A 19,753-nucleotide genomic window follows, 5' to 3' on the forward strand; every position below is an offset into this window, starting at 1 on the left:
AAAACCCATACATCGAAGAAATCTACCGGATGAAATCCATGCAAGGAACCGATATCCGCGCCAAAGCCAGTGCCAAATGGGATCTTGAGATCACAACAGGTGGCGGCGCGCGCTACTTGCAGATCGTGGATTTCATCGAGCGGGCGATCGGCGAAGGCCGCCTGGTAGCCGGCGACCGCGTGCCGCCGCAGCGCAGCCTGGCCAAGTCCCTCCGCGTGGACCTGACCACCGTGACGCGTGCCTACAACGAGGCCAAGCGGCGGCATCTGATCGATGCCCGCGGGGCCCTCGGCACTTTCATTGCCGCGCCGCGGGCGGAGCTGGCGCGGGTGATCGACATGAGCATGAACGTGCCGCCGCCACCGGCGGGGCTGGATTTCCAGGACCTGTTGCGGCGCGGCCTGTCGCAGGTGCTGCTGCACAGCGACCCGCACCTGCTGATGACCTACCAGCTCGGCGGCGGCAGTGCTGCCGACCGGTCGGCCGGCACCCTCTGGCTCGCGCAGATATTCGGGCAGGTCGCTACTGCGCGGCTCGTGGTGTGCCCGGGCGCCCAGGCTGCGCTGGCCGCCGTGATCCTGGCCCGGACCCGGCCTGGCGATGCGATCGTGAGTGAGCCGCTGGCCTACCCAGGCATTCGCGCGGCTGCGGCACAGCTCGGGCGGCGCGTGATCATCGCGCCGGTCGACGCCGACGGGATGCTCCCCGACGCCCTCGAGGCGGCCCGTGCCGACGGTGCCACGCTGGCATACCTCAATCCGACCGCCCAGAATCCAACTACGCACACCATGCCGGCCTCACGCCGGGAGGCTATCGCCAGGGCCGCGGCGCACTGTGATGTCACCTTGCTGGAGGATGATCCCTACTGGCTGCTGACGCCGTCAGCGCCGCCGCCGCTGTCCAGCTTCGCTCCCGAGCGCACGTACTATGTCTCGACCCTGTCCAAGACCCTCAGTCCGGGGCTGCGGACCGCGTATGTCATGCTGCCGGAGGGCAGGCGCGGCGACGATCTGCTGGCATCGCTGCGGGCCTTCGCGCTGATGGCTGCACCGATGACCGCCGCCCTGGCGACCCAATGGATCCACGATGGCTCGGCCATGCATCTGCTCGACGGCATCAGGACCGAAGCGTTGGCCAGATGCGCGCTGGCAAGCCGGTGGCTGAGCGGGATCGGCCAGCTCCCGCCCAGCGCCATCCACGCATGGCACCGCTTGCCGGAGCACTGGTCGGCGCAGCAGCTCACCCGGGCCGCGCTGGCGGAGGACCTGCGCGTGACGCCGTCCGACGCGTTCTGGGAGGGGCCCAACGCGCCGACTGCCATCCGCATCTCGCTCGGTGGCGTGGAGGACCGCGCGCAACTATCGGCCGCGCTGCGCAGGCTGGCCGCATTGCTGGAACGCCGGCCGACGCCGGGGCTGGAAATGGTGGTGTGAGTTGCGGCGTGAGTCGGCTGGCTACTTGCCCGCATCGTCCGCAGTCGCGGACTGCCTTGTCGCAAACTCGCCCGCGGCTTCCAGCAGCCACTCGCGCAGCCGCTGCATCGCCTCGCTCATCGGCCGGGTATCCGGCGAGACCAGGTGATACGCGCTCGTGGAGCGCTGCGAATGGGCGACGGGCATGACCAGCTGGCGGTTTGCCAGGTATTCCCCCACGAGGAAGCGCGGCACCAGGCCAACGCCCAGCCTGGCGCGTGCGGCGGCGATGACCATGGAATGGTGGTCGAAGCGTGCGCCGCGCATGGCGTTGACGTCGTCGATGCCGGCCGCTTCCATCCATTGCTTCCAGCCGAGAATGCGTGTGGCGAGGTGCAGCAGCGGCGACCGGGCGATGTCATGTGGGCTGATCCGCTTTCTGCCGCCGAAGAAGTCCGGATGGCAGACCGCCACCGATTCTTCGTCGAACATCCGGTCGGCACGCGCGCCGGGATAGACCGCCTCGCCAAAGTGAATCGCCGCGTCGTAGGGGGTGCCGTCGAACAGGAAGATGTCTGACTGCGCGCTGATATTGACCACGATCCCCGGATGCCGCGCATAGAAGGCCGGCAGCCGCGGAATCAGCCACTCGACCGCCAGCGTGGGCACGCAGGCCAGCTCGACGGTGCCGCCCGCGCCCTCGTGCGCCATCAGGTCGAGCGTGTCGCGCTGCAGCTTGCGCAGCAACTCCCGCACCTGTCCGCTGTAGAGCGTGCCGGCCGCCGTCAGCGTGATGCGCTGGTTGGCGCGGTGGAACAGCTGCACGCCCAGCAGCGCTTCCAGCGACGCAATCTGGCGCGACACCGCGCTCTCGGTGATAAACAGGTCCGCCGCCGCGCGGCGCAGGTTCAGGTGCAGCGCGGCGGCCTCGAAGGCGCGCAGGCTGGACAGGCTGGGAAGTCGTTGCCGCATCGGGGAAGGGCTGGGTTGATGATCTTAGGTCATCATCCTATACGGAAATCTCGCTTGAAAGCTTGGAGTTGATGAGAAATCATTCGATCCTTGCGTTGCCGCCTCCTCCCGGCATCGTCATCACGACAACCTCATAACGACAACCATCAGGTAGACAGGAGACTGCATGAAACACTTGTTCAGCGCGCTCGCCGCCGGCACCCTTGCATTCGGCGCGACCATGCCCGGCATCGCCGGCGCGCTCGAGTTCCCGGCCAAGCCGGTGCGCATCATCGTGCCGTACCCGCCGGGCGGCACCACCGACATGGTGGCCCGGCTGATCGGCGAGCAACTGGCCACGCAATGGAAGCAGTCGGTGGTGGTCGACAACCGCCCCGGCGCGGGCGGCATCGTCGGCACCGGCACGGCCGCCAAGTCCACGGCGGACGGCTACACCCTGCTGATGGGCTCGGTGGGCGAGTTCGGCATCAACCCGGCCTTGTACAAGAAGCTGCCCTATGATGCCGACGCCGACTTCGCGCCGGTCGCGATGGTGGCGCGCGTACCCAACGTGGTGGTGCTGTCGCCGGCGTTTGCGGAACGCGCGCGCGTGCAGACGCTGCCCGAGTTCATCGCCTACCTGAAAGCCAATCCCAAGCGCGTCAACATGGCGTCGGCCGGAAATGGCACGTCCACGCACCTCGCGGGCGAGCTGTTCCAGCGCATGACCAGCACGGAGATGAGCCACGTCGCCTACAAGGGCAGCAGCCCGGCCATCGCCGACCTGATGGGCGGCAGCGTCGACGTGATGTTCGACAACCTGCCGGCGTCGCTGCCGTTTATCCGCTCGGGCAAGCTCAAGCCGCTGGCCGTGACCACGCCGGCGCGCTCGTCGGCGCTTCCGAATGTGCCGACGGTCGCCGCCGCGGGCCCCGTCCCCGGCTTTGATGCCAGCCCTTGGTTCGGCCTGCTTGCGCCGCGCGGGGTGCCCACGGCGGTGGCGCAGAAGATCAGCCAGGACCTGACGCGCGTGCTCAACGAGCCAGGCGTGCAGGCGAAAATGCGCGAGCTGGGCGCGGAACCGGCGCCCAGCTCGCCGGAGGCATTTGCCGACGTGTTGAAGAAGGACCGCCAGAAGTGGGGCGAGATCGTTCGCCTGTCCGGTGCTTCGGTGGACTGAAGCACGCCCATGTCCAGCACGTTCTGCATCCGCTCATGACTTCCGACGCCGCTTATCCCTTCGTCCCCGCGCTGCGCAACCCGGCTGGCTCTCCGATCCGGGAACTGTTCAAGTACCTGTCCGACCCCGGGATGATCTCGTTCGCCGGCGGCTACCCGTCCGCCGCGCTGTTCGATGTCGACGGCATTGGCGCGGCCTCGGCGGCGGTGCTGCGCGAGCGGCCCGCCGAATGCCTGCAGTACGGCGCCACCGAAGGCGCGCCGGCGCTGCGCCAGGTGCTGGCGTCGTTGATGGCCGGGCGCGGCGCGCCCGTGGCCCAGAACGAACTGCTCGTGACCAGCGGCTCGCAGCAGGGCTTCGATTTCCTCGCGCGCGCGCTGGTCGAGCCCGGCAGCGTGGTGCTGGTCGAGGAGCCGACCTATTCCGCCACGCTGCAGGCCTTGCGGCTGGCCGGCGCCGACGTACGCGGCGTGCAGTCTGATCACGACGGCATGGACGTGGCTGCGCTCGAAGCCATGCTGGCCGACCCGTCGTTGCGGCCCCGGCTGATCTATACGGTGCCAACCTTCGCCAACCCCTCCGGGGCAACGCTGTCGTCCGCTCGCCGGCTGCAGCTGCTGAAGCTGGTAGCACGGCACCGCGTGGTGCTGGTCGAGGACGATCCCTACGGGGCGCTCAGCTTCGATGGCGCACCGCCGCCTTCGCTGCTGGCGCTGTGCGCGTCGGTCCCCGAGGCGCGGCCGTGGCTAGTGCATCTGGCCAGCCTGTCGAAGACGCTGGCCCCCGGCCTGAGGATCGGCTGGATGGTCGCCGCGCCCGAGATCGTGCGCCGCACGGTGATTGCCAAGCAGGTATCCGACCTGTGCACGCCGCCATGGATCCAGCTGGCCGCGGCGCAGTATCTGGAAGCGGGCGGGCTGCCGGCACAGGTCGCGCGGGAAGTCGCGGCCTATCGCGACAAGCGCGACCAGCTCGCGGCGGCGCTGCGCCAGGCCTTTGGTGACCGCATCCGTTTCGCATTGCCGGCGGGAGGGATGTTCCTTTGGGCCGCGCTGGATGGCATCGACGATGCTGCCGCACTGCTGCCGCACGCGATCGCGGAAAAGGTGCTGTTCGTCCCGGGTGCCGGATTCTATGTGGAGCAGCGCCAGCGCGCCGCGTTCCGGCTGTCGTTCGCGAGCACGAACCTGGCGCAGATCGGGGAGGGCGTCGCACGGCTCGCGCGGGCGGTCGAGCTGGCCGGGTGAGGGCTTCCACAACGGAAGCGGTTCGTGGCGGCTGGCGGATGCTATCCTGCTGCGGTCGAAACCACGCGGCCGAACGCGGCAGGAGGACGGTATGACCATGACGCTCTACTACAACCCCCAGAGCCGCGCCTCGGTGGCGCGCTGGATGCTGGAGGAGGTCGGGGCTGAGTACAAGCTGCAGCACATCGATTTCACCAAGGGCGAGAGCCGCGCGCCGGAGTTCCTGGCGGTCAACCCGATGGGGAAGATTCCAACGCTGGTCTTGCATGACGGCACGGTCCTGACCGAGAACGGCGCGATCATCGCCTGGCTGGCGGATGCCTTTCCGCAGGCCGGGTTGATGCCGCCTGCAGGCTCGTCCGCGCGCGGCACGGTGCTGCGGTGGCTGTTCTTCTGCGGCAGTTGCTTCGAACCCGCGCTGACTGACCGGATGATGCGCAAAGAGGCGCCGCTGCCGAAGCAGGCGGTCGGCTGGGGCGACTATGACGATGTGATCGACGCCATCGAGCAAGCCCTGACGCCCGGCCCCTTCGTGCTCGGCGCGACCTTCAGCGCGGCGGACATCTATCTCGGTGCCTCGCTGGCATGGGCGGGCCGATTCGGTGCGCCGCGCATCAGCGAGAGCGCGTGCATCCAGGACTACGTCAAGCGGATCACCGCGCGCGACGCGTTCGTGCGCGCGGCGGAGGCCCAGTGAGACGCGAGAAGTCCTGCGGCATCAGCCCAGCGCGATGTTCGCCTTGCTGACCAACTCGCCCCGGCGCTGGGTCTCGAAGCGCACCAGCCTGGCATAGTCGGCACTGGCGCCGGGCAGCGGCGACGCCCCTTGGACAGAGGCCGCCGGCGGCTCCTCAGCTCGCCCTTTGCGCGGCCTGCGCCCGCCACCGGAATATGAGACATTGGAGTCCCGGTGGCGGATTCCCGGTGCTCGACTTTCCAGGAGACACATCATGCAAAGCAAGAACACGATCTGCTTGTGGTACGACCGCGACGCCCTTGATGCCGCAAACTTCTATGCCGAGACATTCCCCGACAGCGCAGTCAGCGCCGTCCACCGTGCGCCGGGCGACTATCCCGACGGCAAGCAGGGCGATGTCCTGACGGTCGAGTTCACCGTCGCCGGCATTCCCTGCCTCGGGCTGAACGGCGGCCCGCATTTCAAGCACAACGAGGCCTTCTCTTTTCAGATTGCGACGGACGACCAGGCCGAAACCGACCGCTTGTGGAATGCGATCGTCGGCAATGGCGGCCAGGAAAGCGAATGCGGCTGGTGCAAGGACCGCTGGGGACTGTCATGGCAGATCACCCCGCGCGCGCTCAGCGCGGCGATAACCGACCCCGACCGTGCGGCGGCCAAGCGCGCATTCGACGCCATGATGACGATGAAAAAGATTGATATCGCCGCGATCGAGGCGGCACGGCAGGGCAAAAGCCCATCCTAGAATTAAGGTAGGGCGTCTCAGTGCCAACCGCAAAGGGGGCTGGGGCAGGGCCGCTCCTCCATCGACTGGGAGAGACCATCATGAGTCGTTTGCTGCTAGGCAACATCGAACCTGGCACCTCGGACGAGGAAATCGCGGCCTTCCTGGAAAAGTACGGGTTTCCTCCGTTCGACAGCCTCGAACATGAGGAGGGCGATGGCTCGCAGCCTGCCGTGCTGCTGACCTATGGCAGCCTCGACCCCATGGTGCTGGGCAAATTGCAGCAGCGTATCCACCATATGTACTGGAAGAAGCGCGAATTGACCGCCGCTATCCTGCACGACCGTTTTGCGTGAGCCGAAGATGCCGCGGGGTGGCTTACGCGGCTCACGCGCCTGGCCCATCGGCTAGAATCCCGACCGGTAGCCGTTTCCCAATGTACCTAACGTGGCACTTCCGCAGGGTTTCATCCTGACCCGACATTGGCGCGATACGCCGGCCGGCACCGAAGTCGAATTCTGGCTGGCGACCGATGATGGTCCGCGCCACCTGCACCTGTCCTGTCAGCCGTCAGTCGCGTTTATCCCCGAGTCGCAGCGCGAGCGTGCCGAGGCGCTGCTGCGCCGCGAGCGCGAGGTCGAGCTGCGCCCGCTCAAGCTCCAGGATTTCCAGCGCCGGCCCGTACTGGGCCTGTACTGCCGCCAGCATCGGCAACTGATCCAGCTCGGCCGCTCATTGCGCGACGCCGGCGTGGATGTCTACGAAGCCGATATCCGCCCGCCCGAACGCTACCTGATGGAGCGCTTCATCACCGCCCCGGTCTGGTTCGACGGCGAGCCGGACCCCGGCGGCGCGCTGCGCAATGCCCAGATGAAGCCGTCGGAGTGCTACCGGCCCAAGTTGCGCCTGGTCTCGCTCGATATCGAGACCAACGCGTTCGGCGAACTCTATTCGATTGGGCTCGAAGGCTGCGGCCAGCGCCAGGTCTACATGCTGGGTGCGGCGCCGCAAATGCCCGCCGATGTCGATTTCTCGCTCGAGTACTGCGCCACGCGGCCCGAGTTGCTGGAAAAGCTGAACCAGTGGCTGGCCGATCACGATCCCGACGCGATCATCGGCTGGAATCTGGTCCAGTTCGACCTGCGCGTGCTGCACGAGCATGCGCGCAAGTTCCAGCTTCCGCTGCGCCTCGGCCGCGGCGGTGCCGAGATGGAATGGCGCGAGCACAACGCCCAGCAGCACTATTTCGCCAGCGCACCAGGCCGGTTGATCATCGACGGCATCGAGGCGCTGCGTTCCGCCACGTGGAGCTTCCCGTCGTTCAGCCTCGAATCGGTGGCGCAGACGCTGCTGGGCGAGGGCAAGGCGGTCGACAACCCGTACGACCGCATGGACGCCATCGACCGCATGTTCGAGCAGGACAAGCCGGCGCTGGCGCGCTATAACCTGCGCGATTGCGAACTGGTCACGCGGATCTTCGAAAAGACGGAGCTGTTGCCGTTCCTGCTGGAGCGCGCCACGGTCACGGGCCTGCCGGCCGACCGGAATGGCGGCTCGGTCGCCGCCTTCACGCATCTCTACATGCCGCTGATGCACCGCCAGGGGTATGTCGCGCCCAACCTCGGCGAGAAGGCGCCCGAGGCCAGCCCGGGCGGCTTCGTCATGGACTCGCGGCCGGGGCTCTACGAATCGGTGCTTGTGCTGGACTACAAGAGCCTCTACCCGTCGATCATCCGGACCTTCCTGATCGACCCGATCGGGCTGGTCGAGGGCCTGGCGCATCCGGACGATGCCGATTCGCTGCCTGGCTTCCGCGGTGCGCGGTTTTCCCGGACGAAGCACTGCCTGCCGGCGATCGTGGCCAGAGTCTGGCAAGGCCGCGAGGCCGCCAAGCGCGACCGGAACAAGCCGCTCTCGCAGGCGCTCAAGATCATCATGAACGCGTTCTACGGCGTGCTCGGGTCCAGCGGTTGCCGGTTCTTCGACGCGCGGCTGGCGTCGTCGATCACCATGCGCGGGCACGAGATCATGCGGCAGACCCGCGCGCTGATCGAGGCCCGCGGCTATGAGGTGATCTATGGCGACACGGATTCCACATTCGTCTGGCTGCGCCGCGCGCGAACGGAAGCCGATGCCAGGCAGATCGGCCGTAGCCTGGTCGCCTACGTCAACGACTGGTGGCGCGACCACCTCTGGCAGACCTATGGACTGGAAAGCGCGCTGGAACTCCAGTTCGAAACGCACTTCCGGCGCTTCCTGATGCCGACCATCCGCGGCACGGACCTTGGCAGCAAGAAGCGCTATGCCGGCCAGGTCGAACGGCCTGACGGGAAGATCGAGATGGTGTTCAAGGGGCTTGAGACGGTGCGCACGGACTGGTCGCCGCTCGCCCAGCGTTTCCAGCAGACCCTTTACGAAAAGATCTTCAACCGCGAGCCGTACGCGGATTATGTGCGGGACATCGTGCGTCGCACCCTGGCCGGCGAGCTCGACGAGCAACTGGTCTATCGCAAGCGGCTGCGCCGCAAGCTCGATGATTACCAGCGCAACGTGCCGCCGCACGTCCGCGCCGCCCGTATCGCCGATGCCTATAACGAGCGCCAGGGACGTCCGCGCCAGTACCAGCATGGCGGCTGGATCAGCTACGTGATGACCGTTTCAGGGCCGGAGCCGCTTGAGACCCGGTCGGCGCCGGTCGACTATGGCCACTACGTCAACAAGCAGTTGCAGCCGATCGCCGATGCGATCCTGCCGTTCCTGGACGACGATTTCGAGACGCTGCTGGCTGGGCAGATGGCGCTCTTTCCGCAGTAGCATAAGCTGCTGATTCTAATGGAAAACTGTTCGATGGCTGGGGCTGCGGCAGTCGATCAGTTGCTTGTTCCCAAGCTCAAGGATCTGCCGGAACACGGGCACCCGTCACGGAGCAGTTCGACCTGCGCCGGCAGGCGGCATCAGCGCGGCATGTCCGTGTCGGGTGTTGCGCGATAGCGCCAACGACGTGCTCGCATTCGCGCTGCGGCACTTCCCGACCTAATATAGGCCATGCCATCGGCGGCACGGGGCCTTCCTATGATGATCGATCCGCCAGTCTTGCCATGTTGACGCGCAGAGCCTTCCTGCTTGGCGGTGCGGGCGCTGCCGGTGCGCTGGTGATCGGGTGGGCCTGGCTGCCGCCGCGCCAGCGCCTGGCGGGCGGCGAGCCGCTGGCAGCGCGCGACGGGCAATTCGCGCTGAACGGCTGGGTCAAGGTGGCGTCCGACAACACCGTCACGGTTGTCATGAACAAGGCCGAGATGGGGCAGGGCGTGCATACCGGCGCGGCGATGCTGCTGGCCGAGGAGATGGAGGCCGACTGGTCGCAGATCCGGGTCGAGCCGTCGCCCATCGACAACCTGTACAACAACATCGAGGGCGTGGTCGCCAACCTGCCGTTCCGGCCGGACGACAAGGGGTGGCCCAGGCGTGCCGCCGAATGGTTCACGCGCAAGGGCGTGCGCGAGGTGGGCCTGATGTTCACCGGCGGCTCTACCAGCATCAGGGACCTGTGGCATCCGATGCGCGAGGCCGGCGCCGCCGCCCGCATGATGCTGTGCGCGGCAGCGGCGAAGCAGTGGGACGTCAAGGCCGAAGCCTGCCGCGCGCAGGCCGGCAAGGTGGTGCATCCGTCGGGGCGCAGCGCCACCTTCGGCGAACTTGCCGCGGCTGCCGCGCGTGAGCCTTTGCCTCGCAAGGCCGAACTGAAGGATCCGGCCAGCTACAGGCTCATCGGCACCCGCGCGGCGCGCCTTGATGCCGCTGCCAAGCTCCACGGCACAGCCAGTTTCGGTATCGACGTGGTGGCGGACGCGATGGTCTACGCCAGCGTGCAGATGTGTCCGACGCTGGGCGGCACGCTGCGGGGATCCCCGCCCGACGACGTAAAGAAGTTGCCCGGCGTGCTCGACCTGGTCGCGCTGCCTCCGCTCCAGGGCGGCAGCGGCGGCGTGGCGGTGATCGCCAGCGATGCGTGGATCGCCATGCAGGCGGTGGAGAAGGTCCAGTGCAAGTGGGACGAGGGCGAAGCGGCGAAGCTGTCGAGCGACGGCATCCGCGATACGCTGGTGAAGGCGCTCGACGCCGCCGACCCACGCGTCTGGTACGAGCATGGCAACGGGCGCGCCATGAAGCAGGGCAAGCCCGCCATCCAGGTCCTGTACTCGGCGCCTTATCTCGCTCACGCCGCGCTGGAGCCGGTCAACTGCACGGTGCTGGTCCAGGAGGACCGCGCCATCGTGTGGGCTGCCACGCAGATGCCCGGGCTGGCTCGCCGCTGCGTGGCGAAGACGCTCAGGCTGGACACCGACAAGGTCGAACTGCGCCAGCAATTCATCGGCGGTGCCTTCGGGCGCCGGCTCGAAGTCGACTTCATCTGCCAGGCGGCCACCATTGCCGCCAGGCGCAAGGGCGTGCCGGTGCAGACGATCTGGTCGCGCCCCGAGGACATGCGGCATGACTTCTACCGTCCGGCCAGCGTGTCGCGCTTCGAGGCCTGGCTCGACGAAAACCGAAAGGTCATCGCCGTGCGCAATGTCTCGGCCAGCCAGTCAGTGCTGGAGGGCGTCGCGAAACGCAACTTCGGCCTGCCCGACATCTTCCTGTCGCGGCTGGACAAGTCCACGGCGGAGGGCGCCTTCGACCAGGCCTATGACTGGCCGGACGTGTGGGTCGGCCACCAGACCGTGGACCTCGCCATCCCCGTGGGCTACTGGCGCTCGGTGGGGCACTCGCACCACGCCTTCTTCATGGAGAGCTTTGTCGATGAGCTGGCGGTGGCGGTCGGGGTGGACCCGCTCGACTACCGCATGAGCCTGCTCAGGGATGAGCGCCAGCGCGCGGTGCTGGAGCAGGCAAGAAAGATGTCGGGCTGGGGCCAGCCCTTGCGCAAGCAGCCTGGCGTGGCGAAGATGGGGCGCGGCGTGGCCCTGCACGAGTCGTTCGGCAGCGTGGTGGCGCAGGTCGCCGAGGTGTCGGTAGGCAACATGGGGCAGGTCCGCGTGGATCGCGTGTTCTGCGCCATCGATTGCGGCATGCCGGTCAACCCGACCCTGATCGAGCAGCAGGTCGAGGGCGGCATTGTGTTCGGGCTGTCGGCAGCGCTGTGGCAGAAGATCACGCTGGAGCGAGGCAAGGTGAAGGAGGACTACTACACCGCCTTTCCGGCCATGCGCCTGCGAGACTGCCCGGACATCCAGGTACACGTGATGCCTTCGACGCGCCCGCCGCAGGGCGTGGGCGAGTCCACCACGCCGCCGATCGCCCCGGCGGTGGCGAACGCCTTGTTCCATGCGACCGGCGAGCGCCTGCGCGACCTGCCGCTGCTGAAGACCCTGCCGCCTTCCGGAGCCTGCGATGCCAGACCATCAGATCAGTGTCAACGGTAAGAGCGTCGAAGTCCGCTCGGACGGCTGCACGCCGCTGTTGTGGGTGCTGCGCTGCGAGCTCAAGCTGACAGGCACCAAGTTCGGCTGCGGCGTGGGGGTGTGCGGCGCCTGCGCGGTGCATGTCAACGGCAAGATGGTGTTGTCGTGCCAGCACCAGGCGAGCGAGATGGAAGGCAAGAAGATCGTCACCATCGAAGGACTCGACGGCCCCGAGGCGAGCGCGCTGCGGGCGGCCTGGCTGAAGCACGAGGTGGTGCAGTGTGGCTACTGCCAGAGCGCGCAACTGATGGCGGCGAGCGCGCTGCTCAAGCGCACCCCGAATCCGAAGGAGACGGAGATCGCCGACCAGATGAGCTGCGTGATCTGCCGGTGCGGCACGTACACACGGATCAGAAGGGCGATTGCGGAAGCGGCGGAGATGTTGAGGGGGTGAGGGCGTAGGGCCATTGGCAACGGCTGGCACTCGCGCCAGCATGCGCGAGCGCCCCGATCCTTGCGGACGAGCTGGAAGTCTTGGGGGTAAGGCGATGAAACATTCCGGGTCAGCACCAGAGTCGCCATATCCGGGTGGTTCGCAAGCTGCGGCCGATGCTGCCGGCTCCGCGACGATCGCTTCCGCGTCTGCCGCGACCGGGCGCGTGGAACTCTACACCCAAAGAACCATGGTGAACTGGCTGAGCCCGCTACAGCTGCCGTTCACTGCCATGCGGGTTGCCGTGGCGATGGCGATCGGCGCCTTTGCCGACCAGCGCATGGTGCAGGCGGCACTCACCACGCTGAATCCGAACCCGCCGCTCCCGGTGCCCGCCGACGGGCACGGCGGTGTCTGGGTCGACTATCTGGCCGACACCGGCGACGGTTGGGACTCGACCTACTCCATGGCGTTGTGCGTCAGTCACGCGGTGACGCTGCGCGAGCAAGGCGTGACGCTGCCACGGGCAAAGGTGCTGCTGCTGGGTGGCGACCAGGTGTATCCGACCCCTGCCCATGAGGGTTATCGGACACGCTTCGTCGATCCCTTCCGGGCGGCATTCCCTGCGCCGGTCGAGATCGTGCGCCCCGCATACAGCGACCAGCCGATCAAGTTGCCGGATGCGCCGTGGATGGTCGCCACGCCTGGCAATCACGACTGGTACGATGGCCTGCGTGGCTTCGCCCGCCTGTTCTGCAGCGGCAAGCCCGTGGGCGGCTGGGAGACACGCCAGCGCACTGGCTACTATGCCTTGCAGTTGCCCGGCGGCTGGTGGGTCTGGGGCCTGGACCTGCAACTGGAGTCTGAGATCGACCGGCCGCAGCGCGAGTACTTCCAGAAGATGCACACGGCGCTGCAGCCCGGTGACCGCGTCGTATTGTGCGCGCCCGAGGCGAGCTGGATTGACGAGATGGAGCGCGTGCGCCGCGGCGAGCGGCGGGCCGTACCTTCGATCGAGGCCAAGACGCCGCGCTTCCGGAGCCTGAGCGAGATCGAGGGGATGCTGGGCGACCGGCTCGCGCTGGTGCTGGCCGGCAACTCGCACCACTACGCGCATTACGTGCCGCGAGAGGGCACGGCGGGACCGCATCGCATCACCTGCGGAGGCGGCGGTGCATTTCTTCACGGCACGCACCTGCTGCCAGATCCGCCGAGGCCTATCGTCGTGGGCCCGGCCAGACAGTTCTACGAACTGAAGTCAGCGTATCCGGAAAAATCCGCTTCCCGGCAATTGCGCAATCGCGCGTGGCAACTGCCTGCGCGCAACCTCTCGTTCTGTGCGCTGGTGGCGATCCTGTACTTGCTGTTCGACTGGATCATTCAAAGCGCGAGCCTGGTATCTGTCCCCGGACGCGATCAACGCAGCTTCGTCGACAGGCTGGCCGGGCTCGAAGTGACATTCGGGAATATCGGCGAGGTGTTCCACCAACTGTTCCGGGTCATGGCGCACAGTCCGGCGTCGGTGGTGTTCGCAGCGGCCATTGTCTTTACCTGTGCTGCGCTGTCGACCAGGGATGTCAGGCGCGGCGTGCGCCTGGCGTGCGTTGTCGGCGCGTTGCACGGGCTGCTGCACCTGGCACTGGCAGTCGCGCTGCTATGGCTCGTCATGCGCCTCAACTTCCATGTCTTTGGCGCGGACAATGCGCCCCCCGTCTTGCTGTTCGTGGTCGAGGCCATGCTGCTGGGCGGCGCCCTCGGTGGCCTGCTGTTTGGCGCATGGATGGTGTTGGGCAATGCCCTTTGGCGCCTGCACCCCGAGGAAGTGTTCTCCTCCCAGCGCATCGCCGATTACAAATGCTTCCTGCGGATGCGGTTCGAGGGTGGGCAATTGACGATCTACCCGCTCAAGCTGGAGAAGGTCTGCCGTCATTGGAAGCTGGGCGAGGGCGTCAAGCGATTGACGAAGGTCCATGGCACCTGGCGCATACGCGCCCAGCCCGGCGCGACCGGCCCCCGGTTCGTGCCGGCAGACGGTCAGGTAATGCCGCCCGAGGCGGTGCGGATGATTGAGGAGAAGCCAATCATCATCCAACGATAGGGAGCGTCATGATGAGCAATGCGCTTGCCTACGATGTCGTCGTCATCGGCAGCGGCTTCGGTGGTGCAGTCTCGGCGTGCCGGCTCGCGCAGGCCGGCCGCAAGGTGCTGGTGCTGGAGCGCGGCCGGCGCTGGAGCCCCGCGACTTACCCGCGCGACGAGAGCGACCCCTGGCTGTGGAACCAGGAGCGCGCCAATCGCTTCAATGGCTGGGCCGATATCCGGACCTTCTCTGACGTATGGGTCATCGCCGGGGCCGGGGTCGGTGGCGGCTCGCTGATCTACGCCAACGTTTCCGTGGAAGCCAAGCCGGAAGCCTTCCAGCAGGGCTGGCCGAAAGAGGTTACCTATGCCGGCCTGCAGGCCCACTATGAGGAGGTCGGGCGCATGCTCGCGGTGAGCGAAGTGCCGGATAACCAGTTGAGCGAGCGAACCCGGCTGTTGCGCGAGGGGGCGGAAGCCTGCGGTTGGGGCGGGCGCTTCCGTAAATTGCCGCTGGCGGTGACATTTTCCGAGCATTGGGACCCCACACGGCAAGACGCCCGCGATGACCGTCATTCACAGACATTCATGAACCAGCACGGCAGGTTGCAGGGCACTTGTGTTCACTGCGGCAACTGTGACGTGGGGTGCCAGGTATCGGCCAGGAATACGCTGGACCTGAATTACCTGGCAGTGGCTGAGGACAATGGCGCCGAGATTCTTCCGCTGCACCTGGTAGACCGGCTCGAGCCGCTGCAGCAGGGCTGGCGCGTATGCTTCAGGAAGATCGACCCGGAAAACGAAACGACGAGCCCTGGCACAGTCACGGCCGCCAGGGTGATACTGGCCGCCGGCTCCATCGGCAGCACCGAGCTTCTGCTGCGCTGTCGGGATGAGCATCGCACACTTCCGGGGCTTTCGCCACGGTTGGGATATGGGTGGGCGCACAATGGCGACTTCGTGACGCCAGCCTACTATGACCACAGGACGATCTCTCCTTCCCATGGCGTAACCATCTCCGCAGCGATCGACCTGTTGGACCACAGCGGCCCGAACGGACAGGCGCTCTTCGTGGAGGACGGTGGAATCCCGAACCTCGCAGGCAACTTCATTCGGCGCCATATGAAGCGAACGCGTTCCCGCAAGCTGCGTGCCGTGTGGAAGGAGGTCGGAGGACTGTTTGACGACGGCGATCCGGTCGAGCAGATGATGCCCTGGTTCGGGCAGGGCGTGGACCCTGGCGATGGCCAGCTGAGACTGGGCCGCACGTGGTACGCACCGTGGCGTCGTGTGCTGCGGCTCGACTGGTCCTATCAGGCATCGGTGGCCGTCATCGAGGCCATGATTGCAGCGCATACGCAGCTCTCGGCAGCGACTGGCGGGGATCCGTGGGTACCGCTCACCTGGCGACGGTGGCACAACCTGATCACACCGCACCCGCTGGGAGGCTGCAACATGGGAACCTCCGCTGCAGACGGAGTCGTCGATGCAAGGGGCCGGGTATTTGGCTACAAGGGACTGTATGTCATGGACGGAGCGATCGTCCCGCGTCCGCTCGGCCTGAATCCTTCGCGAACCATCGCGGCGCTCGCGGAGCGCAACGTGGCGATGCTCTTGCGCGAGCAGGACTGACGCTAGCGAAAGCCAACCATGCACCATCGACACCTTCAGCCTGGCACGCTGTGGCCGGCGATCCTGCAGCGGACGGCGCATGCCTTGCAGAGCGGGGCGTTGTGCCCGATCGAAACCACCGAGGCGGCGATCGAGGACGGTGGCGTGCGGTTTCTGGTCCGCCAGGTATCGAGCCTGGCTCGCAAGGACAAGGCACGCACGACCAGCAGCGCCGGGAGCAATCCATTCCTGCCCTATGACCCGGAACTGTTTGTCGCGGATATCTCCGACACCCATGTGGCCTTGCTCAACAAGTTCAATGTCATCGAGCATCACCTGCTCATCGTCACGCGCCGCTTCGAAGCGCAGGAATCCCTGCTGACCGTGGCGGACTTTGAAGCGCTGCTGGCTTGCATGGCGGAGTTCCCGAGCCTGGGCTTCTACAACGGCGGGGCAGTCGCGGGAGCGAGCCAGGCCCACAAACACCTGCAGATCGTACCGTTGCCGTTCGCCGAGGGTGGGCCGGCGCTGCCGATTGGTCCCTTGCTGGCGTCGGCACGGATCGCCGGCGCCATCGGTGCCGTTCCCGGCCTGGCATTTGCGCATGCGTTCGCGCCGCTGGATCTGTCCGCGGCGCCGGTGGAAGAGATGGCGTGCACGGCGTGCGAGCGCTACCGCGCGTTGCTGGATGCGGTTGGCGTGCGCGCGGTCGATGTCGAGGGCGGCCTGCACCCGTCAGCGCCGTACAACCTGCTGGTCATGCCCGCGGGGCTGCTGCTGGTGCCGAGATCCATGGAGTGCGTGGAAGGCATCGCAGTCAATGCCCTGGCGTTCGCCGGCTCGCTTTTTGTCCGGGATGCGGCGCAGATGCAGGCTATTGAGAGCCTTGGCCCGATGCATCTCCTCCGGCAAGCCACGGCAGCCGCGGGGCAGGGCGGGACAGCAGGCTAGCTGCCCTATGCGGCCCGATTCGCAGCCGGGCGCCGCGCCGCCGCTTTTTGCCCGGCATGCTTGCTGCGCCTGGTAGCACGCAGCACCAGCAGCACCACCGGCAGGATCAGCACGCCCTTGATCAGTTCCGGGTCCAGCGGCAGGTGCACCGCATGCAGCGCCTTGAGCCCGGTGCCCGCCAGCGACAGCACGTAGTAGGAAATGGCCGCGACCGACAGGCCTTCGACCGCGTGCTGCAGCCGCAGCTGGCTGCGCGCGGTCTGGTCCATGCCCTCGAGCAGGCGCGTGGTGTCCTGCTCCTGCGCCAGGTTGACGCGCGTGCGCAGCAGGTCGAGCGCGCGCGCCACGCGGCCGGCAAATTGCTCGTGCCGCGCCCAGACCGACCTGCACGTCTCCATGGCAGGCGCGAAGCGGCGCTCCATGAATTCGGCAATGGTCGGTATGCCTTCGATGCGCTCTTCACGCAATTCCTGGATGCGCGCCAGCACCAGCTTCTCGTAGGCGCGCGACGCGCTGAAGCGGTTGCCGGATTCAGCCAGCGCCTCGATGCGGACCGCCAGGTGCGTCAGCCGCTCCAGCAGCTCGGCATCGTGGCGGCCGCCCTGGCTCGTGTCCATGCTGCGCATCAGCGGCGCGAGCGAGCGCTGCAGGTTGTCCACGCTGCGGCCCAGTTCACGCGCCACCGGCAAGGCCAGCAGCGCCATCATCCGGTAGGTCTCGATTTCATACAGCCGCTGCAGCAGCCGTCCGCCTTGCACTTCGCGGAAGCCGTTGTCGATGACCAGGAAGCGCGTAAAGCCATCTGGCGGGATGGTCCAGTCGCAGAACACCTCGCCGCCGCCGAGCACGTGGCTGCCCGCCAGGGTCGGGCCGTCGATCCATTCCCGCACGTGGTCGCGCGCATGGGCCGCGGCCTCGCCCGAGACCAGCTCCATGCGCAGCGCCACCAGGCGCTTGCCGGCGAAGCTGTCGAACCACTCGGCCGGGATATGGGCGGTGGCCAGGTCGGAGAAGTAGTCCGCGTCACCACGTCGCGCCACGAACGTGAAGGTGGAGAACTCGGTGTGCCGCTCCCACTTCAGTTGCTTGTGATCGCCCCAACGCCCTGAATAGTGCGTTACGCCGTCGGCCGGTACCTCCAGCCCGGTCAGCCTGCACAAGTCGGCTAGCAAGGCATGGTGGACGGCGGTATCGCCGTCGGCATAGATGGCAAAGTGCGTCAGCGAGGCGGGGCCGCCGATGCGCAGGAAGGGGCGGGCATGCAGTTCGCGCGCGAGGCTGTCGCGCAAGGGGTGGTCCATGTTCGCGTGTGGCATAGGTGGTCAACGTTTTCGACCAGTATGCCCGAGCACCGATGGTTAAGAAAAATGCGTAAAATTGATCTGTTGCTTCAGTTTTTCTGATACCAGTGAAAGCGCTTGACCTCGATGTCCTGGCCATGATGGTGGCGGTTGCCGATACCGGCAGCATTTCCCGCGCGGCGGAACTCGTGCACCGCTCACAGTCGGCGGTCAGCATGCAGATCAAGGCGCTTGAGCAAGCTTTGGGCAAGCCACTGTTCGTGCGCAGGCCGAGGAACATGATGCTGACCCCGGAAGGCGAGGTCCTGCTGAGCTTCGCGCGCCGCATGCTGGCCCTGCGCGACGAGGCCTGGGCGGCCGTGGTCCGCCCCGACGTGACCGGGCGCGTGGTGCTCGGCATGCCGGACGACTATGCCTCGTCCCTGTTGCCCGCGATCCTGAAGAAGTTTTCCGCGACCTATCCCAAGGTCGAGATCCAGGTCATTGGCCTGCCAAGCGTGGCGCTGGCGCCCATGGTCAAGGACGGATCGGTCGACCTGGTCTGCGCAACGCGAGTGAAAGGGTTGTCCGGGGAGTTCATCCGGCTGGAACCGATGGTGTGGGCCGCATCGCCGGCGGCGCACGAAATCTGGAGCGAGCGGCCGCTGCCCATTGCCGTGTTCCAGTCGGGCAGCGTCGCCCGCGACATTGCGATCCGCAGCCTGGAGCAGGCCAGGATCGCCTATCGCATGTCCTATGAAAGTCCCAGCCTGCTCGGCCTGCTCAGCATGGTCGAAGCGGGACTGGCGGTGGCGCCGCTCGCGCGATGTGCCGTTCCGGCCCGTTTCACCATCCTTGGCCAGGCCCAGGGGCTGCCCGGGCTAGCCGGGCTGGAGCTGGTGCTGGCGCGCAGCGCAAAGTCGAAGCGGCCGCCTTGTGACTTCCTCGCTGAACAGATCCTGTCCGAGTTGCAGCGCTGGCAAGCGTAATGAGGCGTTCGCCCTCGTCGGCAGGCCGTGGGTGGGCGTGGTCAAGTGACAAAGGAGGCTCATTCAAGTTCTTTTCAAAAACGCTTGCAAGGCAGGCATCCAGGCATTAAGATTCGCCCCCTCGTTCGCAAGGCACCGCGCAACGGGGGTGGGAAAAGACTTGCAAGGATTAACTCGATTCGAAAGAGTGTGCCTTCCAGAATAAAGAATTTCTCGAAAATGATTGATTAATCGCAGAAACTTCTTTATAGTCTCGTTTCTCCGCTGCAAACAAAACGCAGCAACGCAAACGGCAAAGCCGGATGCGGCCCGAAAGGGCGGGTTCTTTAACAACCAAACAACCGATAAGTGTGGGCGCTTGATAACGGATGCGGAAGACTTCGGTCTTTTAGCTTTACAAGTTATACAGTGCTCGCACAGCAAAACGTGACTGGATCTTCGGATCTGGTCAGTCAGTTTTCTGAGAGTGAGCGACCGCTCGAAAGAGCGAGGACCTTCGGGTCCACACAGAGATTGAACTGAAGAGTTTGATCCTGGCTCAGATTGAACGCTGGCGGCATGCCTTACACATGCAAGTCGAACGGCAGCACGGGCTTCGGCCTGGTGGCGAGTGGCGAACGGGTGAGTAATACATCGGAACGTGCCCTGTAGTGGGGGATAACTAGTCGAAAGATTAGCTAATACCGCATACGACCTGAGGGTGAAAGCGGGGGACCGCAAGGCCTCGCGCTACAGGAGCGGCCGATGTCTGATTAGCTAGTTGGTGGGGTAAAGGCCTACCAAGGCGACGATCAGTA

General features: G+C 66.3%; 15 protein-coding genes and 1 rRNA gene. 14 read left to right on the forward strand and 2 right to left on the reverse strand.

Annotated features, from left to right (window positions below):
* Positions 1-29: 29 nt before the first annotated feature.
* Positions 30-1,433, forward strand: coding sequence for an aminotransferase-like domain-containing protein (locus tag AC3WRI_RS14750; RefSeq protein WP_058697242.1), 1,404 nt, complete (start codon positions 30-32; stop codon positions 1,431-1,433).
* Between the two features lie 21 nt (positions 1,434-1,454).
* On the opposite strand, the gene AC3WRI_RS14755 is transcribed toward AC3WRI_RS14750, so the two are convergent.
* Entirely contained in the window at positions 1,455-2,384 is a 930-nt protein-coding gene (locus AC3WRI_RS14755; RefSeq protein ID WP_010811608.1) for a LysR substrate-binding domain-containing protein, read from the reverse strand.
* A gap of 166 nt (positions 2,385-2,550) precedes the next feature.
* On the opposite strand from AC3WRI_RS14755, the gene AC3WRI_RS14760 reads away from it, so the two are divergent.
* From AC3WRI_RS14760 to AC3WRI_RS14810, 11 genes are all read left to right on the forward strand, one after another.
* Positions 2,551-3,543 (forward strand): Bug family tripartite tricarboxylate transporter substrate binding protein, encoded by a 993-nt coding sequence (locus AC3WRI_RS14760; RefSeq protein WP_492293480.1) that lies wholly within the window; start codon positions 2,551-2,553, stop codon positions 3,541-3,543.
* Positions 3,544-3,578: 35 nt separating this feature from the next.
* The gene (locus tag AC3WRI_RS14765; RefSeq protein WP_492293481.1) at positions 3,579-4,790 is read left to right on the forward strand and encodes an aminotransferase-like domain-containing protein; all 1,212 of its coding nucleotides are present in this window, start codon (positions 3,579-3,581) and stop codon (positions 4,788-4,790) included.
* A 91-nt stretch (positions 4,791-4,881) separates the two neighbouring features.
* Positions 4,882-5,487: a glutathione S-transferase family protein gene (locus tag AC3WRI_RS14770; RefSeq protein WP_010811611.1), complete on the forward strand. Its 606-nt coding sequence runs from the start codon at positions 4,882-4,884 to the stop codon at positions 5,485-5,487.
* Positions 5,488-5,740: 253 nt separating this feature from the next.
* Positions 5,741-6,232 (forward strand): VOC family protein, encoded by a 492-nt coding sequence (locus AC3WRI_RS14775; protein ID WP_010811612.1) that lies wholly within the window; start codon positions 5,741-5,743, stop codon positions 6,230-6,232.
* Positions 6,233-6,312: 80 nt separating this feature from the next.
* The gene (locus AC3WRI_RS14780; RefSeq protein ID WP_010811613.1) at positions 6,313-6,567 is read left to right on the forward strand and encodes a hypothetical protein; all 255 of its coding nucleotides are present in this window, start codon (positions 6,313-6,315) and stop codon (positions 6,565-6,567) included.
* 91 nt (positions 6,568-6,658) lie between these two features.
* The gene (locus AC3WRI_RS14785; RefSeq protein WP_492293482.1) at positions 6,659-9,025 is read left to right on the forward strand and encodes a DNA polymerase II; all 2,367 of its coding nucleotides are present in this window, start codon (positions 6,659-6,661) and stop codon (positions 9,023-9,025) included.
* A gap of 284 nt (positions 9,026-9,309) precedes the next feature.
* The gene (locus AC3WRI_RS14790; RefSeq protein WP_492293483.1) at positions 9,310-11,634 is read left to right on the forward strand and encodes a xanthine dehydrogenase family protein molybdopterin-binding subunit; all 2,325 of its coding nucleotides are present in this window, start codon (positions 9,310-9,312) and stop codon (positions 11,632-11,634) included.
* Positions 11,603-12,067, forward strand: a complete 465-nt coding sequence (locus AC3WRI_RS14795; RefSeq protein WP_011615212.1) for a (2Fe-2S)-binding protein — start codon at positions 11,603-11,605, stop codon at positions 12,065-12,067. Before AC3WRI_RS14790 ends, AC3WRI_RS14795 begins: the two co-directional genes overlap by 32 nt.
* A gap of 205 nt (positions 12,068-12,272) precedes the next feature.
* Positions 12,273-14,144, forward strand: a complete 1,872-nt coding sequence (locus AC3WRI_RS14800; RefSeq protein ID WP_231881400.1) for a preprotein translocase subunit YajC — start codon at positions 12,273-12,275, stop codon at positions 14,142-14,144.
* An 8-nt stretch (positions 14,145-14,152) separates the two neighbouring features.
* A complete protein-coding gene (locus AC3WRI_RS14805) occupies positions 14,153-15,757 on the forward strand; it encodes a GMC oxidoreductase (RefSeq protein ID WP_041687318.1) in 1,605 nt (534 codons plus the stop codon).
* A gap of 18 nt (positions 15,758-15,775) precedes the next feature.
* A complete protein-coding gene (locus AC3WRI_RS14810) occupies positions 15,776-16,687 on the forward strand; it encodes an ATP adenylyltransferase family protein (RefSeq protein WP_010811619.1) in 912 nt (303 codons plus the stop codon).
* Positions 16,688-16,692: 5 nt separating this feature from the next.
* On the opposite strand, the gene AC3WRI_RS14815 is transcribed toward AC3WRI_RS14810, so the two are convergent.
* Entirely contained in the window at positions 16,693-17,988 is a 1,296-nt protein-coding gene (locus AC3WRI_RS14815; protein WP_136227759.1) for a DUF3422 family protein, read from the reverse strand.
* 107 nt (positions 17,989-18,095) lie between these two features.
* On the opposite strand from AC3WRI_RS14815, the gene AC3WRI_RS14820 reads away from it, so the two are divergent.
* On the forward strand, positions 18,096-18,956 hold the full coding sequence (locus tag AC3WRI_RS14820) for a LysR family transcriptional regulator (RefSeq protein ID WP_011615216.1): 861 nt from the start codon (positions 18,096-18,098) through the stop codon (positions 18,954-18,956).
* 515 nt (positions 18,957-19,471) lie between these two features.
* Positions 19,472-19,753 (forward strand): 16S ribosomal RNA (locus AC3WRI_RS14825); the annotation flags it as partial.

This window comes from Cupriavidus sp. FW305-27, from assembly GCF_058787995.1.

Excerpts from the sequence above, each read along its gene's own strand:
- AC3WRI_RS14750 (WP_058697242.1), top strand. The coding sequence starts at position 30 with ATGAAATCCATGCAAGGAACCGATATCCGCGCCAAAGCCAGTGCCAAA.
- AC3WRI_RS14755 (WP_010811608.1), bottom strand. The coding sequence starts at position 2,384 with ATGCGGCAACGACTTCCCAGCCTGTCCAGCCTGCGCGCCTTCGAGGCC.
- AC3WRI_RS14760 (WP_492293480.1), top strand. The coding sequence starts at position 2,551 with ATGAAACACTTGTTCAGCGCGCTCGCCGCCGGCACCCTTGCATTCGGC.
- AC3WRI_RS14765 (WP_492293481.1), top strand. The coding sequence starts at position 3,579 with ATGACTTCCGACGCCGCTTATCCCTTCGTCCCCGCGCTGCGCAACCCG.
- AC3WRI_RS14770 (WP_010811611.1), top strand. The coding sequence starts at position 4,882 with ATGACCATGACGCTCTACTACAACCCCCAGAGCCGCGCCTCGGTGGCG.
- AC3WRI_RS14775 (WP_010811612.1), top strand. The coding sequence starts at position 5,741 with ATGCAAAGCAAGAACACGATCTGCTTGTGGTACGACCGCGACGCCCTT.
- AC3WRI_RS14780 (WP_010811613.1), top strand. The coding sequence starts at position 6,313 with ATGAGTCGTTTGCTGCTAGGCAACATCGAACCTGGCACCTCGGACGAG.
- AC3WRI_RS14790 (WP_492293483.1), top strand. The coding sequence starts at position 9,310 with ATGTTGACGCGCAGAGCCTTCCTGCTTGGCGGTGCGGGCGCTGCCGGT.
- AC3WRI_RS14795 (WP_011615212.1), top strand. The coding sequence starts at position 11,603 with ATGCCAGACCATCAGATCAGTGTCAACGGTAAGAGCGTCGAAGTCCGC.
- AC3WRI_RS14805 (WP_041687318.1), top strand. The coding sequence starts at position 14,153 with ATGATGAGCAATGCGCTTGCCTACGATGTCGTCGTCATCGGCAGCGGC.
- AC3WRI_RS14810 (WP_010811619.1), top strand. The coding sequence starts at position 15,776 with ATGCACCATCGACACCTTCAGCCTGGCACGCTGTGGCCGGCGATCCTG.
- AC3WRI_RS14815 (WP_136227759.1), bottom strand. The coding sequence starts at position 17,988 with ATGGACCACCCCTTGCGCGACAGCCTCGCGCGCGAACTGCATGCCCGC.